15 protein-coding genes are annotated in these 16,939 nt (G+C 54.5%); 12 read left to right on the top strand and 3 right to left on the bottom strand.

Annotated elements, in window-relative coordinates; translation table 11 throughout:
• Positions 1-107: 107 nt before the first annotated feature.
• Positions 108-935, bottom strand: coding sequence for an AraC family transcriptional regulator (locus tag V3851_RS03220; protein ID WP_331845030.1), 828 nt, complete (start codon positions 933-935; stop codon positions 108-110).
• 423 nt (positions 936-1,358) lie between these two features.
• Here V3851_RS03220 and V3851_RS03215 point away from each other — a divergent pair, with 423 nt between their 5' ends.
• From V3851_RS03215 to V3851_RS03190, 6 genes are read left to right on the top strand one after another with little or no spacing between them, the layout of a single operon-like run.
• Entirely contained in the window at positions 1,359-2,585 is a 1,227-nt protein-coding gene (locus V3851_RS03215) for a branched-chain amino acid ABC transporter substrate-binding protein (protein WP_331845029.1), read from the top strand.
• 20 nt (positions 2,586-2,605) lie between these two features.
• Complete coding sequence (locus V3851_RS03210) at positions 2,606-3,592, top strand: branched-chain amino acid ABC transporter permease (RefSeq protein ID WP_331845028.1); 987 nt, start codon at positions 2,606-2,608, stop codon at positions 3,590-3,592.
• A gap of 10 nt (positions 3,593-3,602) precedes the next feature.
• Positions 3,603-4,913 carry a branched-chain amino acid ABC transporter permease gene (locus V3851_RS03205; RefSeq protein ID WP_331845027.1) on the top strand — a complete coding sequence of 437 codons (1,311 nt, stop codon included), beginning with the start codon at positions 3,603-3,605 and terminating at the stop codon, positions 4,911-4,913.
• Entirely contained in the window at positions 4,910-5,710 is an 801-nt protein-coding gene (locus V3851_RS03200; protein WP_331845026.1) for an ABC transporter ATP-binding protein, read from the top strand. Before V3851_RS03205 ends, V3851_RS03200 begins: the two co-directional genes overlap by 4 nt.
• Entirely contained in the window at positions 5,707-6,411 is a 705-nt protein-coding gene (locus tag V3851_RS03195) for an ABC transporter ATP-binding protein (RefSeq protein ID WP_331845025.1), read from the top strand. Before V3851_RS03200 ends, V3851_RS03195 begins: the two co-directional genes overlap by 4 nt.
• A gap of 1 nt (position 6,412) precedes the next feature.
• Positions 6,413-7,378: a DMT family transporter gene (locus tag V3851_RS03190; protein ID WP_331845024.1), complete on the top strand. Its 966-nt coding sequence runs from the start codon at positions 6,413-6,415 to the stop codon at positions 7,376-7,378.
• Positions 7,379-7,788: 410 nt separating this feature from the next.
• Here the strand turns inward: V3851_RS03190 and ald are convergent, their stop codons facing one another.
• Positions 7,789-8,925, bottom strand: coding sequence for an alanine dehydrogenase (gene ald / locus V3851_RS03185; RefSeq protein WP_331845023.1), 1,137 nt, complete (start codon positions 8,923-8,925; stop codon positions 7,789-7,791).
• Between the two features lie 142 nt (positions 8,926-9,067).
• The gene (locus tag V3851_RS03180; protein ID WP_331845022.1) at positions 9,068-10,321 is read right to left on the bottom strand and encodes a PucR family transcriptional regulator; all 1,254 of its coding nucleotides are present in this window, start codon (positions 10,319-10,321) and stop codon (positions 9,068-9,070) included.
• A gap of 134 nt (positions 10,322-10,455) precedes the next feature.
• Here V3851_RS03180 and alr point away from each other — a divergent pair, with 134 nt between their 5' ends.
• The 6 genes from alr to V3851_RS03150 all read left to right on the top strand — a co-directional run bounded on the left by alr (position 10,456) and on the right by V3851_RS03150 (position 16,884).
• On the top strand, positions 10,456-11,619 hold the full coding sequence (alr, locus tag V3851_RS03175) for an alanine racemase (protein ID WP_331845021.1): 1,164 nt from the start codon (positions 10,456-10,458) through the stop codon (positions 11,617-11,619).
• A 237-nt stretch (positions 11,620-11,856) separates the two neighbouring features.
• On the top strand, positions 11,857-12,906 hold the full coding sequence (locus tag V3851_RS03170; RefSeq protein WP_331845020.1) for an ABC transporter ATP-binding protein: 1,050 nt from the start codon (positions 11,857-11,859) through the stop codon (positions 12,904-12,906).
• A gap of 3 nt (positions 12,907-12,909) precedes the next feature.
• Positions 12,910-13,713, top strand: a complete 804-nt coding sequence (locus V3851_RS03165) for an ABC transporter permease (RefSeq protein WP_331845019.1) — start codon at positions 12,910-12,912, stop codon at positions 13,711-13,713.
• Between the two features lie 4 nt (positions 13,714-13,717).
• Positions 13,718-14,527, top strand: coding sequence for an ABC transporter permease (locus V3851_RS03160; protein WP_331845018.1), 810 nt, complete (start codon positions 13,718-13,720; stop codon positions 14,525-14,527).
• Positions 14,528-14,732: 205 nt separating this feature from the next.
• On the top strand, positions 14,733-15,704 hold the full coding sequence (locus V3851_RS03155) for a glycosyl hydrolase (RefSeq protein WP_331845017.1): 972 nt from the start codon (positions 14,733-14,735) through the stop codon (positions 15,702-15,704).
• A gap of 244 nt (positions 15,705-15,948) precedes the next feature.
• Positions 15,949-16,884 (top strand): alpha/beta hydrolase family protein, encoded by a 936-nt coding sequence (locus V3851_RS03150; protein WP_331845016.1) that lies wholly within the window; start codon positions 15,949-15,951, stop codon positions 16,882-16,884.
• Positions 16,885-16,939: the final 55 nt, after the last annotated feature.

The raw sequence follows: 16,939 nt of genomic DNA, 5'->3' as shown, positions 1-16,939 counted from the left end.
TTGATGATTCATACGAATGCAAGTTGCAAGTCCATTATAAAAAGAAGCGAGAGAAATCTCTCGCCAGTTTATGCTTATATATAGTCAAAAAATGCACTTTTTGTTCGTTACATATTTTCCTTGCGGCGGACGGACGGAGGATATCCCTGCAGTTCCTTGTATACCCGGTTAAAGGTTCGGACACTGCCGAAGCCGCATTCGAGCGCGATATCGGTAATGCTTGCCTCGCTGTTCTCCAGTTTTCTTGTCGCATTGAGCACCCGGATCGTGTTGAGGTAAGTTTTGAAGTTCATCCCGATCGCCTTTTTAAAGGTGCGACAAAAATAGGACGGTTCCATTCGAAATCGTTCGGACATCTCATCGACCGACAGATCTTCATGGGAATGCTCTTCGATATAGGACAGAATCTGCTGAATTCGGACTTTTTTGGAGGCCGTTCTGCTCCCGGAGCCGTTCTCGGGGGAACGGACGGGAAGATGCCTTTGCAGCAATCCGCACAGCTCCAGGAGTCCGGACTGGACAAACAACGGGTACCCCGGCTTGGCCTCGCTTTTCTCCTGCCATATGCGGCGAAGAAGCGGATGGATTGGCTCGAGTTCCGGCCGGCCTGCGGATACGAACGGGGATTGGAAGCGGAATTCCGCCGGCCAGGTCGCGGATTTGCCGACCAGATCGGGATGAAAAATGGTGATGATGACCGTGGATGACAGGCCCTTGCTCTCAAAGTAGTGGATGTCATTGCTGCCGCAAATGGCCATATCTCCTTGCTTGAGCTGCCGCTTCTCCTCATTGACGCCGACGATAATGCTTCCCGACTCGACGTACACCAATTCAACCTCGGCATGAAAATGGGGGTAGAAGGACATGTCCTTGCTTTGGAAGATGGCCAGAGGTAAATTCTGATCCAGTTTCCAGTTTTGATAGAAAGATCTCATAACCATCGCTCCCTTGTTCCTCAAATCATAAAGGGAAGCGCCGGTTTTGTCTAATCCGGGCAAAGGGGAGATATTTAAAATTTGTGTTAATATAATGTTATAATACATAACATAATAACGTTAATTTAATTACAAAAGTTGTATTTTTAAATTTTTACAATTGACAAAAAGTCCATTTCTCGTGTAAAAATTGAGTTATATATAAAACTTAATACCATATACGTCATGATACCTTACATGTATTTGACAACAAGGTGGAACAAGACAAAGGTAAGGAAAGTACTCCAGGGTTCGTACATTCTTATTCTTTGTCTTTTTATTTTTCCAAAAATATATATCAGTCGAAGAAGAGGTGGTCATCAAGGACATCAGCGGATTTTTACGGAATGTCGATTCAAAAAAACAATTATGGGAGGGTACAGTATGAATCTATTCAAAAAACGATTGGCGGTTATCGCCGCATCCGCGCTTGTTATCGGTTTGCTGTCCGCGTGCGGAGCTTCGGGGGGCGGCAGTCCGGCCGCATCGGGTGTGCCAAGCACGGAGGGGAATTCCGGCGGAGACCTGACGGTCATTAAAATCGCTTCGCAATCCCCACTGTCCGGGGGATCGGCGATTCAAGGGGAATCGATCAAGCTGGGCGGTCAAATGGCGCTGGAAGAACGGGCGGAAGAGTTCAAAACGCTCGGGTTCGATTTGCAGTTCGTCCCGTATGACGACCAAGGGGACCAAAAGAAAGGCGTGGCGAACTCGGAGTTGATCGGGGCGGATCAAGCGATTCTGGCCGTGCTCGGACATCTGAATTCCGGCGTTTCGATTCCAAGCTCCGTCGTCTACGAGAAATACGGGATTCCGATGGTATCGCCGGCGAGCACGGCGACGGAATTTACCGACCGCAAGCTGAAATCGGCGAACCGGGTCGTGGCCCGCGACGATTTCCAGGGGCCGGCGGGAGCCGAATACGCCATTAAAACCGTCGGGGCGAAAAATATCTTCGTTATCCAGGACAAAACGGCTTACGGGCAAGGCCTTGCCGAAGCATTCAAAAGCGCGGCTGAAGAGCTGGGCGCCACGATCGTCGCCTATGAAGGCATCACCGTCGGCGAGAAGGATTTCAACGGTGTACTGAACCAGGTGCTGAGCAAAAAGCCGGATTTCATCTTCTTCGGCGGGATGTATGCGGAAGGCGGGCTGATCGTCAAGCAGGCGCGCGAGAAAGGAATTACCGCGCCGATTATGGGCGGGGACGCGCTCGATTCGTCCGGGATGGTGGAAATCGCCGGCGACAAGCTGACCGATGTCATGTACAGCTCGGTATCGACGGACATCACCAAGGAAAACGCGGACTGGGCCGCCAAATACAAGGAGAAATTCGGCAAAAACGTCGAGAATTACTCCGTCTACGCTTACGACGCCATGAATGTCATTCTGAACGGCGTGAAGAAGGCGATCGAGGATAACGGCGGGAAGCTGCCTACCCGGGAACAGGTTCGCGATGCGGTCCGCGGCACGGCCGATTTCGAAGGCATCGCCACGAAAGTCAGCTTCGACGACATCGGCGATAACGAATACGCCAAAGTATTTATTTATAAATTCGAAGGCGGCTCCTATCCCGGAGTAATGGTCTCTGAAATTGAGCAACCGAAATAAATCCAAGGTGGTCGGTCAGCATGATTTCCGAAATTTTACAGACGCTTCCTCAAGTACTGGTAGACGGCCTTACCTTAGGCTCGGTCTACGCCGTGGTCGCCATCGGATATACGATGGTGTACGGCATTCTCGAATTCATCAATTTCGCCCACGGGGAAATCTTCATGACCGGTGCATTCGTCGGTACGGCGGTGCTGCTCATGATCAGTTCCGCGGGCATGCTTGGCGGCATGGCCAACTGGCTGGCTTATATATTGATTCTTGCCGTGGCGATGCTGTTTACGGGAGTGATGGGCGTTGGGATTGAGCGGGTGGCCTACAGGCCGCTCCGCAAAGCGCCCAAATTGATTTCGCTGATTTCGGCGATCGGGGTTTCCTTTTTGCTGCAGGATATCGTCCGGTTTATCGCCGATCTGCGGACGGGCAATTTCATGGTGACCGGAATCTCGCTCTACAGCGACAATTTTAAAATCGGCACCTCCTCCCTCTGGAGCCGCTTTGACGATGCCTATCTGAAAACGAACACGATCATCGTAGTCGCGGTAGCTGTGGTGCTGATGATCGGTCTCGATTTCTTCGTCAACCGGACCAAATGGGGTACCGCCATGCGCGCGGTGGCCCAGGACCGGGACACCGCGTCGCTGATGTCGATCAATGTCAACAAGGTAATCGCGCTGACATTCTTCATCGGCTCGGCTTTGGGCGGGGGAACCGGCGTTTTGTTTGCCCAGCAGTACGGCACAATCGACCCGTATATCGGTTTTATTCTCGGGATGAAGGCCTTCACCGCCGCGGTGCTCGGCGGCATCGGCAACATTCGGGGCGCGATGTTCGGCGGGCTGTTTATCGGGATTCTCGAAATGTTCTCGTCAGCCAATCTCGCGGTCATCACGGGCGGCAATCTCGGCGGGGAATATAAAGACGTCATCGCGTTTCTCATTCTTATCATGGTTCTGATCTTCAAGCCGGAAGGCCTGTTCGGCAAAGCCGTAAAAGAGAAAGTGTAGGTGGGCTTCCATGGATAAATTGAAAACGCTGGGAAGTCTGAAAACCCGGCTAGGACATAACAAGGGGGCGCAAGCGGGATTGTTCGCCGCCTTTACGGCGATCGCCGCTGTGAGCGTATATTTCTCCGATAAATCGGTCATCGCCTTTTTGCTGCTGCTTGCCAGCTTGCTGCTGCTGTATTGCACCTCGTTCCCAAACCATATCAAATGGATCGTCGGGGGCGTTCTGCTCCTCGTCATTATTCCGTTCGTGTCGTCGGGCGGTCCGGCTTACCAGTCTTATATGGAGGTTGCCACGCAATGCGGCATTTACGTCGCGATGGCGCTCGGCCTCAATATCGTCGTCGGTTTCGCCGGACTGCTCGATTTAGGGTTTATCGCCTTTTTCGCCGTCGGCGCTTACACTTACGCGATATTCGCCACGCCGCAGGCCAACCATTTCATCTCCGGCGAGCTGTTCCCGCTATCGGGGGCCTCGTTCTGGGTGTTTATCCTGCTCGGCGGATTTTTCGCCGCTTTGTTCGGGATTTTGCTGGGGCTTCCCGTGCTGAGGGTGAAAGGCGATTATTTGGCGATCGTAACGCTGGGATTCGGCGAAATTATCCGGATCGTGTTTAACAATATGGACAGACCGGTCAATATTACGAACGGCGCGATGGGTTTGTCCTCGATTCAGCCGCCGAGCCTGTTCGGGTTATCGTTTACGTTTCCGAATCAATTTTATTTCATTGTTATCGCGATTCTGGCGTTCGTCATCTTTGGCGTCAGAAGGCTGGAGCATTCCAGGATGGGCCGGGCCTGGAAGGCGATCCGGGAAAACGAAATCGCCGCCCAGTCGATGGGGATTCCGCTGATCCGCACCAAGCTGGCGGCCTTTGCGATCGGCGCGTCTTTCTCCGGCATGATGGGCGTCGTGTTCGCCGCGAAGCAGACGTTTATCGATCCGACCAGCTTTACGATGATCGAGTCGATGACGATTCTGGTCATGGTGATTCTGGGCGGCATGGGCAGCGTTCCCGGCGTCATTCTCGGAGCTTCGCTGGTAACGATACTCAATCTGCAAGTGCTGACGGAGCTGACCAACTGGCTGAACCAGTTGACGCAGATGGGGATCGTTAATATCCCAAGCTCGATCTCTCCGGCCAAAATGCAGCGCCTGATCTTCGGCGCGATTCTCGTGCTGTTTGCGATATTCAGGCCTAACGGGCTCATCCGGGCCAAAAGCCGGAAGGTGGATCCCGATAAGATCAAGGCGTATAAAGTGCCCGTAAGCCTGCCCGTCAAGCACAAGATGGAGCAGAGCGGGGAGGTGCTGGAATGACGATTCTGAAAGTAAGCCGTCTGGTCAAGCGCTTCGGCGGGCTGACGGCGGTAGACGGCGTCGATTTTGAATTTCCGAAAGGAAAAATATCGGCGATCATCGGCCCGAATGGGGCGGGGAAAACGACTTTTTTCAATATGATTACCGGTATTTATAAACCGGATGAGGGCGCGATCGAGCTGGACGGGAAATCGATTGTGAATATTAAGCCGCACCAAATTACGGAACTCGGCATCGCCCGGACATTTCAAAATATCCGGCTGTTTGGCAGCATGACGGTGCTGGAGAATGTCATTGTCGGCATGCATATCCATCTGAAAGCGGGCTTGTTCGGTTCCTTGGCGCGTTTGCCGAAGGTCCGGCACGAAGAGGAAGAAGCGATGGCGGAAGCCTACCGGCTGCTGGAATATGTAGGCTTGGAGGCTTTGCTCAACGAGCAGGCGAACAGCTTGCCCTACGGCGCCCAGCGGCGATTGGAGATCGCCAGGGCGCTCGCGGCGAGACCGAAGGTGCTGCTGCTGGACGAACCGGCGGCGGGGATGAATCCGCGCGAAACCTCCGAGCTGATCGGACTGATTCAGCGGATCCAGCGTGAGCTGGACATCACCGTCATATTAATTGAACACGATATGAAATTGGTTATGGAATTGTCCGAGCACATTCTGGTGCTCGATTACGGGACGAAAATCGCGGAGGGCGGACCCGACGAAATCCGCTCCAATCCTAAAGTGATCGAGGCTTATCTCGGCAAAAGCGCGATTTTGCCCGAGACGGAGAAAGCGGAGGTGACAACATGAGCTTGCTGGAATTGAACGAAGTGCGCGCTTTCTATGGCGCGATCGAGGCGTTAAAGGGAATATCGCTGTCCGTGAACGAGGGGGAGATCGTGACGCTGATCGGCTCTAACGGCGCAGGCAAATCGACGACGCTCAAAGCGGTCTGCGGGCAGGTCAAAATTTCCGGGGAAATCAAGTTTGCGGGAAAGGATATGACCTCCAGTCCTCCTCATCAAGCCGCATTGGAAGGGATCGCGCACGTGCCGGAAGGCCGCCGGATATTTCCGAAGCTGACTGTGAAGGAAAATTTGGAGATGGGCGCTTTCTCGGTCAAAGACAAAAAAATGGTCAAGAAGCGCATGGAGCGGGCATTTGCCTATTTTCCCCGGTTAAAGGAACGGATAAACCAGGTCGGCGGTACGATGAGCGGCGGGGAGCAGCAGATGCTCGCCATCGCGCGCGCGTTGATGATGCAGCCGAAAATATTGCTGCTGGATGAGCCGTCAATGGGACTGGCCCCGATCATCGTGGAACAAATTTTCGACATTATTCAGGAATTGAACCGCGAGGGAATGACAATTTTGCTCGTCGAGCAGAATGCTTTTCAAGCGCTGCAAATCGCGCATCGGGGGTACGTGATCCAAACGGGCGAAATCATGATGGAGGACGACGCCGGCTTGCTGCTGTCGAACGAACTGGTCAAGGAGGCTTATCTGGCTTAACATGCGACCGATCCTTTACGGCATTCTCGCCTCGTTGTTTTTCTCGTCGACCTTCATTTTGAATCAGGCGATGAAATGGGAGGGCGGCAACTGGATGTATACGGCCTGTCTGCGCTTCCTGTTTATGATTCCGCTCTTACTCGTTATCGTTGCGATAAGGGGTAAACTAAAGCCTTTGCTGCTTGAGATGAAAAAACGGCCGCGGTCCTGGCTCGGTTGGAGCTTTGTCGGGTTCGGCATGATGTATGTCCCCGTCTGCTTCGCGGCGGACTATGAACCCGGGTGGCTCATTGCCGGCACATGGCAAATCACGATTGTAGCGGGGGCTTTGATGTCCCCGCTTTTTTACAAAACGGTCCCTGCGCCGGGCGGTTCGATGCGTGTCCGGGAGACCATTCATTGGAAAGGGATATCGATGTCCGCCGTCATTCTCCTCGGCGCCTTGATGATGCAGTTAAGCCAGGCGGAATCGCTGTCCGGCCGCGATCTTCTGCTCGGTGCGGCGCCGGTTGCCCTCGCCGCCTTTGCTTATCCGCTCGGCAACCGCAAGATGATGGAGGTGTGCGAAGGCAGGCTTGACGCCTACCAGCGGACGCTGGGAATGTCTTTGGCGACGCTCCCGCTCTGGCTCATCTTGTTCGTTGCGGCGTTTATCGAAGGCGGTCCGCCGAGCGCCGGACAAACGGGCCAATCGCTGCTGGTTGCCCTATGCTCGGGCGTAATCGCGACGGTGTTGTTCTTTGCGGCCACCGATATGGCCAAAGGCTCGGCTCCCAAGCTGGCCGCCGTCGAGGCGACGCAATCCGGCGAGGTCGTATTCGCCACCGCCGGGGAATTGCTGCTGCTCCCCGTCGGGCTTCCGCCGCTCATGTCCTGGATCGGCATGCTGATCGTCGTCGCGGGAATGACTCTTTACAGCGTCTATTCCGGCAGAGTCGCCACCGCCGATAACACACTGCGCGCATGAAAAGGGAATCGCCGGGCGAGGCGGCTTTGTAGTGGTGCTGTTCTCCGCCGGGGCGGGGGCATGACGGCCTTGGACGCGCCAGGCCCGTTTGGCCCGTGTGTGTCCCTTCATTGGAATTTTCCAATGAAGATTGGCGTTGGCTGTTTCTTTTTTTCGGCCGATTGGATATTTCCAATCGGCAAGCCCGATTTTCGAGGGAATGAGCGAAATGGAAGCTCCTTGATTGGATTTTTCCAATCGAGGTCGCCTAAAGGTTCATTTATTGCGCCCTTCACTGGATTTATCCAATGAAGGGCCGCGGAAGCGCAAAAATAAACCTCCGATCTCATCTATGCGATGATTCGGAGGTTTATTTTTATTTGCTAGCCGACAGAACCTTTCTCTTCTTTCTCTCTTTAACAGGTATTCTTTTAGCGAATATAGCTCAAAGTCAATTCAAGCGCGCTTTCCACCGGCACATAGTCGAAGTTCAGAGCGCTCGCCACGGTCGGATAGGTCACGGCTCCGTTGGCTACATTGACGCCTTTGCGGAGCGCCGTATTGTCGGTGAGCGCCGCGCGTACCCCTTTCGCCGCGATTTCCAGCGCATAGGGCATCGTCGCATTGACTAGGGCCATCGTCGATGTCCGCGGCACGGCTCCCGGCATGTTGGCGACCGCGTAATGTACGACGCCGTGCTTCACATAAGTGGGTTCGGAATGGGTGGTAATACGGTCGATCGTTTCGAATATGCCGCCTTGATCGATCGCCACGTCGACGATGACCGATCCCGGCTTCATCGCTTTCACCGTGTTTTCCGTGACCAGCTTAGGCGCCTTGGCTCCCGGGATGAGCACGGCGCCGATGGCGAGATCGCATTCCTGCACCGCTTCGGCAATGGCTTGCGGGCTGGACATTAGCGTCTGAACGCCGGCTCCGAAAATATCTTCGAGCTGCCGCAGCCGGTTGGGGTCCAGGTCGAGAATCGTCACCTCCGCGCCGAGACCGACGGCCATTCTGGCCGCGTTCGTGCCTACTACTCCGCCGCCGATGATCGACACTTTGCCGCGTTTCACGCCGGGCACGCCGCCGAGCAGGATCCCTTGGCCGCCGTTCGGCTTCTCCAGGAATTGCGCCCCGATCTGCACCGCCATCCGGCCGGCCACCTCGCTCATCGGCATCAGCAGCGGCAGCGTAGAGTTCACCTCGACGGTTTCATAAGCGATGGCCGTAACGCCGCTGTCCCGAAGTGCCGCCGTCAGCTTTGGCTCGGGAGCCAGATGCAGATAAGTGAACAGAATCAGCCCTTTTCTGAAATAGGCATACTCCGCGGGCTGCGGCTCCTTCACTTTCATAATCATGTCGGCGGCGGACCAAACATCCGAGGCCTGGCCGATCAGTCTCGCCCCGGCCGCCGCGTATTCCGCATCCGTAAACCCGCTTCCGATTCCCGCGCCCGCTTCAATCAGCACCTGATGACCCGAGTTCACCAGCGAGTACACGCCGGAAGGGGTAATCGCCACGCGGTTTTCGTTGTTTTTGATCTCTCTCGGAACTCCTATGATCATGTTAAGTCCTCCTTTTCCTTTTGTAAGGGAAGTTAACACAAGTATAGGACAGGTAAACCCGCTTTTGTTTGTGGGGAAAACACAAAATAAGCGGCTGGCTTTGTGGATATCGACAAAGCCTATCAAGCTTATCGGCGGAGCTTTAGTCCGAGCTTTTATCCGAGCCGAATTGCTCGGCTTTCAAGTCCAGATAGAGCGAGACCTTTTGCTCCATATTCGTTAAATCGATACCGCTGATCTCGGTGATCCGTTTCAGCCTGTAATTCAAGGTGTTCGTATGGATGTGCAGCCCATCGGCGGCCGCCTTGGCATTGCTGTCCCGGGACAAGAACACGTCCAGGGTATGAAGCAGCTCGCCATGATGCTCCGCATCGTAGGCCTTCAGCTTCTCGATGCTTTCGTTGACGCTGCCGTGCTTGCGGTTCTCCTGCCGGATCAGGTGCAGGTAACGATAATAGCCGAGATCGGGGTAGTAAACGATATGCTCCGTTTCCCGTTTGAACCGGCGTTGGATCCTTAACAGCAGCTGCGCTTCGCGATACCCTTCCTCCACCATAATGTACTGGGAAGACAGGCGGCTGCTGGCCAGGCCGATAAATTGATCCGCAAATAGGTTCTCAATTTCCTGTTTGATGAACTGAAGATAACGGAGAACATGCTCCTTGCCGTGATGATGCGCGGGGGTGAGCAGCAAAATGAGCTGATTGCGGCCGGCGGCGTGAAGAAGGAGGCGGCAATGCGACACGGCGGAGCTCTTCTCGACCGCCTGCAGCGCTTGCGTCATGAGCCGCTCTTTGATTTCGGCGGCAAATTGAAGGAGCACCACATGATAAACCGGGGGCAGCAGCACCCCGATTTTGTTGGCCATTTCGGCAATCGCCGTTTCGGACGGGGCATAACCGGTCAGGAGCTGCCAGAAAAAATCTTTGCGCGCCTCCTCCTCTTTATGGCGGTTAAGCTGGAGGAGCGCCATTTTGGCTTTGGCCGCCCGGGCCGCCTGCTTCAGCAAGCCCAGTTCTTGGGGGGTGAACGGTTTCTCATTCTCGACGACCCAGATGTAGCCGAGTGTACCGGCGTTGGAGCGAATCGCGATGGCCACACGTTCGCTAAGCCCGACATCGCTGATCGCGGCGACGCGTACGGGCTCGTCGCTCTCCTGCAGCCGGGCGATGACTCCGCCCTGCCAAAGGCTGCCGAGCACATTGTCGGGAACGCGCCGCCCGACGATAGTGGCGAGCCGGGCGGGGTCGGTCTCCGGAGCGTGCGAGCTGTAGGCGATCAGCCGGTGGCTGGCGTCCTCGATCGTAACCGGCCGACCGAGCAGATCGTTCATTTTCTCGGCGAGCATTTCAAGACTGTCGAACTGGAATTCAAACAACTCGTGTTCCGGCTTCATGCTGATGACCTCCGTCGGGTGGTGTAACTGCACTAAGGGTTGCTGTTCTTTTCGTCCGTTCGGACAAACCGGATAACCCGGAAACGTCCTATACTGGAATCACTTAACCTAAGCTAAAAGGAGTGATTCTTAATATGAAATCGACCAATTCGCCGGACCGTTGCCGGGATACGCGGGCGGAAATCTCGCTGGATGCCGTCGCCCACAATTTAAGGCTGTTTCGCCGAAATGCGGCGGAGCGATGCCGGATCATGGCCGTGGTGAAAGCGAATGGCTACGGCCATGGGGCCGCCGCGATTGCGCGGACCGCCATAGCGCACGGGGCGGATTATCTGGGAGTGGCTATTGTCGATGAGGCGGTTCAACTAAGAAACGGGGGCATCGACACCCCTATTCTCGTGCTGGGGCATACGCCACCTCATGCCGTCGCCGCCGCGATTGCCCAAGGTATTTCCCTTACCGTTTTCACGGACGAGGTTCTCCAAGAAGTCATGGAATCCGCGCGCAGATTGAAGCGCCAAGCCCGCATCCATCTTAAAACGGACACCGGAATGGGCAGGATCGGGCTATCCTCGCCGGAATCGGTGTTGGAACTGGCTCTCAAAGCCGCTTCGAGTTCTTACATATTAATAGAAGGTTTATTTACACATTTTGCCGATGCGGACGGGCATGACCGCGGATTCACCGAGAGGCAGTTCAGCTCCTTCCGAGCCTGCATCGATCTGCTGGCGGGCCATAACCTTTCCATCCCGATCAAACATTGCTGCAACAGCGCCGCCGCCATGTGTTATCCCGAAATGCACATGGATATGATTCGCGTCGGCATTGCACTGTACGGTCTATATCCTTCCGTCAATGCAAGGCTGCCCGAATATCCGCTGCGGGAGGCGATGTGTCTTAAAACGTCGGTGATCGATCTGCGGCAAATCGGAGATGGACAAACCGTCGGATACGGACGAACCTTTAAGGCGACCGCAACTCGCATGATCGCTACCGTCCCGATCGGTTATGCGGATGGTTTATCGCGCGCCCTTTCCAACAAAGGTCATGCCCTGGTACGCGGAAAGCGGGTTCCTATCGCCGGCCGGGTATGCATGGATCAGACGATGCTGGACGTCACTGAGGTCGACGGCGTACGGACGGGCGATGCCGTTACCCTGTTCGGGGGAGCGGAGACCGGGGGCGGCATCCCGATCGATGAAGTCGCGACACATATGAACACCATCCCCTATGAGGTTGTCTGTCTGATCGGCCAAAGAGTTCCACGGGTATATAAATACTCTTTAAAACCTGAATGACAGATAGGCATGTTTTACAAGAGGTATGTTAGATTATCTACCATTTGAATTACATATTAATCCAAAATACACCGACGGTAAAGCGTGTTTTGCATAAAACAGGCGATTTTTTTTGGGTAGACAGGTTTTTGATGTTACTTTACATTACGTGAAAGATGTGAAATTTTTAGGGTAGAAGTAAAGGAAAATTATGCTATATATTTATATGAAAATAGAGGGGAAAGGAAGAGGGGCCATTTGAGTTTAATCGAAACGAAGGGACTGAGGAAAGTATTCCGGCAGGCGGTCAAAGACCCGGGACTTGCCGGTGCGGTAAAGCATTTGTTTACCCAGCGTTATAAAGACAAATGTGCGGTGGAGGGCATCGATCTCAAAATCGAGGAAGGGGAGAGCGTCGCTTATGTCGGGCCGAACGGGGCCGGCAAATCGACTACGATCAAAATGCTCAGCGGCGTGCTCGTTCCCTCCGGCGGCGAGGTCGTGGTCGACGGACTCGTGCCTTACAAGCAAAGGATGGACAACGCCCAGCGGATCGGGGCGGTCTTCGGCCAGCGGACCCAGCTATGGTGGGACATCCCGGTACGGGAATCGCTCGCTTTGCTGCGGGATATTTATCAGGTTCCGGAGTCGACATTCAAAAAGAATATGGATGCTTTTACGGAGCTGCTCGGCCTGGAATCTTTTCTCCATCTGTCCGCCCGCAAGCTGTCGCTGGGCCAACGAATGCGCGCCGATCTCGCCGCCGCGCTGCTGCACGATCCGAAGATCGTCTACCTTGACGAGCCGACGATCGGTCTGGATGTCGCGGTGAAGCACCGGATTCGCGATTTTATCAAGGAGATGAACCGGGCGAAAGGGACGACGATGCTTCTGACCACGCACGATCTCGGCGATATCGAGGATTTATGCGAGCGGCTCGTCATCATCGACCAGGGCCGGATCATTTACGACGGCAAATTGCAGGACGTGAAGGACGCGTTTGCCAGAGAGCGGACGATACATATACAGTTAAGCTCGCCGCTGCCCGAGGCGGAGAGCTTGTTCCGGGATTTGCCGGATGTGAGCGTGAACCGGCCCGGCGAGGGAGCGGAGGCCGCGTTTTCGCTGTCGATCCGGTTTGACCGCTTCCGCTGCACGGCCAGCGATATTGTCAAACGCGTGATGAACCGCGGCGAAGTCGTCGATTTCCGCATCGACGAGCCCAGCATCGAAGACATCATCCGCCGCGTTTACGAAGGGCAGCTCGATTCGGTCGTGCTGGCCGAAGCCGGGAAAGGGAGTGCCTGACCGATGGCGCCGTCCTTCAAAAAATACGTCACTCTGGCGCTCTGCTCCATGCAAAATACGCTGGCTTACCGGCTTTCTTTTATCTTGAATTTTCTGTCCAGTTTTATCGGATTGATCGCCATGTACTGTCTCTGGCAGGCCATATATACGGGCAGGGACCAGCTCTCCGGCTTTACTTGGGAGCAGATGCAGGCTTATCTGTTGATCACGTTCTTCGTCAACTCCATGCTGTCCTATTACTCGGAATCGAGCATCACGAACAAAATCATCGACGGCAGCGTCATGATGGATCTGCTCCGGCCGATCCAGTTCCAGAAGGCGCGGCTTGCGGAAACCCTCGGCTCCTGCGTGCTGGAAGGGCTGCTGAGCTGCATTCTGATCGGCCTGGCGGCGATCTTCACCTTCGGCATTTCCCTGCCGCATGACTTCTGGAGCATTTTGCTGTTTGCGTTCAGCATGCTTTCCTCGATACTGTTGAAATTTTGCATCGTGTACTTGTCGGCCCTGCTGTGCTTCTGGACCACCAGCGGCTTCGGCATTTACTGGGCCAGAGTCTCGATCACCAACCTGCTCTCCGGCGCGCTTGTGCCGCTGGCGTTCTTTCCGGGCTGGCTGGAATTGCTTGCCATGGCCCTGCCGTTCCAGGGCATCGTCAACACGCCGGTCACGATCGGCCTCGGCATGACGGCCGGGACGGAAGCGCTGAAGCTGATGGCCATCCAATGGGGATGGATCGTCCTGCTCTGGCTGCTGGGCAAATGGCTCTGGTCCCGGGCGGTCCGGCAAATCACGATTCACGGAGGATAAGCGGATGAAGATCAAAAATACGCCATGGCGGCTTTTTTACTTATACTGGCGGCTTTACAGCCAACAGCTCAAGGCGATGATGGAATATTCCGCCGACTTCTATATTATGATCGGCTCCGCGGCGCTGACTCAGATCACCGGGTTTTTGTTCCTGTGGGTGGTGTTCTCGCGCATCCCGGACATTCAGGGCTGGGGACTGTGGGAAGTGGCTTTCATGTACGCCATGATTTATGTATCCGAGGGCGTCGGGTCGCTGTTCTTCGAAGGAACGTGGCGGATGCTGCGGCTGGTCAATATGGGGGAACTGGACCGCTATCTGGTCCGTCCGGTTCCGCTCGTACTGCAAATTTTCTGTACCGGGATCGGGATGAACGGGCTCGGCAACGTCGTGATCGGCGGGAGCATCATCGCCATGTCGCTGGCCCGTATCGATATTGCGTGGAGTCCGCAAACCGTGCTTATGGCGGTGCTTCTATTTGTCTCCTCGATGACGATCCGGATCGCCATCAATCTGGCGGCCAACTGCTCCAGCTTCTGGATCCGCAGCAGCGGCAACGCCTTCCCGATCATGATCCACAATATGGGCGAGTTCGCCAAATATCCGATCACGATCTTTTCGCAGGGCTTGCAGCTTTTTATCTCGATCATCGTGCCGTTCGCGTTCGTCAGCTTCTTTCCGGCCGCCGCCATCTTCGGCAAGGAGCCCTGGAGCCATTGGGGCTGGTTTAGCCCGCTGGTTGCCGTTTGCTTCGTTTTCCTGGCTCTGCAGATTTTGCGCATCGGTCTCACGCGTTATGAGAGCGCGGGGAACTGACCTTGTTTGCGAAAAGTTATCGCGATATAATAACGTAATAGTCTTTCCAACACAAATTAGCTGAAGATATTTCGGTTAATTTAACTATTTGTTTACGTTTTTTATGAATTTCTATTGACGGGACAAGTGACTTTTAGTTATTTTTGTTTTGTCCAAAAATGACGAAGTAAATAACAAGTGAAAACAACGGGGAAGGTAGGACACGATGCAAAAAATCAACTCAACACCATGTAATCCCAAAGCTTCCGATGAAGTAAAAGCTGTACTCAACTATTTAAGCGAAATATCCGGAAAGGGCATCATTACGGGACAGCACACGCAGACCATAGCTCAGGAAGAACTTCACTACATCCGGCAAACAACAGGAAAGCTGCCCGCCCTTTGCGGCTTCGAACTGCTCGGCTATTCACCGAACATCAATTATGAAGACAGCGGCGAGGAGTGCCTGCTGGAGGTCGCCGAGAATAAGGATACGCTGCAAAAAGCGTGGGAATGGGCGGAAAAAGAAAACGGCCTGATCACTTTTACCTGGCATTGGTTCTCTCCGCTTGGCGGCAGGGACAAAAGCTTTTATGCCGAGCATACGGATTTCGACGCTTCCAAGGCGATTATCGAAGGGACGGATGAATACAAGGCGTTTGTATCCGATATGGACGATATGGCCGAGATTTTGAAAGAGTTCCGCGACAAACATATTCCGATTTTATGGCGGCCTTTTCACGAATCGGAGGGGACCTGGTTCTGGTGGGGCTGCAAGGGGCCGGAAGTGGCCAAACAGTTATACCGCATTATGTATGACCGGTATACTAACGTTCATGACCTTACCAATTTAATTTGGGTCTGGAATTCCCCGTTGGTTGAAGGATATGTCGGGGACGATGTCGCCGATATCATCTCGCGGGATCTGTATCCCCCGGCCCACCAGCATACGGACCTGTGCGCCGAGTACGAAGAACTGATTCGCATCACGCCGACACCGAAGCCCGTTGCGCTGGGCGAAATCGGGCCGATCCCGAGCATTTCGCAGCTGGCGGAGTCCCGAATTCCTTGGCTGTGGTTCATGACCTGGTCCAATGATTTCGGCAAAACGGAGCTTTTTACAACGAAAGAGGAACTTTATAACGCTTATAATAACGAATACGCCATCACGCTGGATAAATTGCCAAAGCTTTATTAGGCATTTTCAAAGAGATAGGTCGCGATCCTTGTCAAAGGGCGGCCTATTTTTTTATGCCTGATACCACCGCCTCTTCGGCCTGTCCTTTTTCAATCTGAAAGAGAGATTATTGAAAATTTGTTGCAAACGGAACGGTGTTCCGTATATAATAGGAACATCGTTCCGTTTATGTTTTTCTTTTAACAATACAAAGGCGGCGATGCAATAAACCAATATCTCTTAAAGAAGGGAAGGAACATTTATTATGGAAATCAAGAATATCTCACCCGCTCCGGTCGTCTCGGTGAAGCCGATAGTTCTATCAGCCGCCCCGGGCCGCGGCGAGGATCTGCAAGTGAGAGTATCCGCGCCGACGACCGGCCGCAACTTACCTATCATCGTTTTCTCGCACGGCTCCGGATCGTCGTTGGAGGGATACGGCCCCTTGGCAGACTTCTGGGCTGCACACGGCTTCGTGGTCATTCAACCTACTCATCTAGACTCGAGGACAGTAGGACTACCTAAGGACGATCCCCGCATTCCCCGGATCTGGCGTTTCCGGGTCGAGGACATGAAGAGTATTCTCGATCAGCTTGATCTTCTGGAATCTGCCGTTCCCGGCCTCGGCGGTCGCCTGGACCGAAGCCGCATCGCCGCGGCCGGACACTCCTTCGGCGGCCAAACGGCGGGCAATCTTTTGGGCTTGCGGGTCCTCAACCCGGAGACTAAGAAGGAAGAGGACCTGTCCGACCCGCGCATCAAAGCGGGCGTGCTGTTCGCCACCGCCGGGCAAGGCGGGGACAGCCTGTCGGCGTTCGCGGCCGAGAACATGCCTCACCTGAACGTGAACTTCGCGCACATGACCACGCCCAGCCTCGTGATCGCCGGGGACCATGACGATGTCCCGCGCAAGTATCAGCTGACCGTCCGCGGGGCGGACTGGATGACCGACCCCTACTACCTCAGCCCGGGCGCCGAGAGCCTGCTCACTCTCTTCGGCGCAGAACATTCGCTTGGCGGAATCGCCGGCTACGAGGTTAAGGAAACATCGGACGAAAATCCGGAACGAGTGGCCTTGATCCAGCGGGTCACATTGGCTTACCTCCGCCATGCACTCGATATCGAGCATGCGAGTTGGTCGGCAGTGCAAAAGACTTTGTCGGAAAGTGCCAACCCGATTGGCCGCATTGAATCCAAGTAAATAGCTCTAAGAAATGCACAGTGCGCTCCCGCGCCGGCGTTGAGCCGATGAGGGA

Origin of the sequence: Paenibacillus haidiansis, assembly GCF_036553665.1 — a bacterium.
In the GTDB taxonomy this organism is placed as follows: Bacteria; Bacillota; Bacilli; order Paenibacillales; family Paenibacillaceae; genus Fontibacillus; species Fontibacillus haidiansis.
The sequence above is the reverse complement of the archived record's forward strand: the minus strand, read 5'-3'. Positions and strand labels throughout refer to the sequence as shown.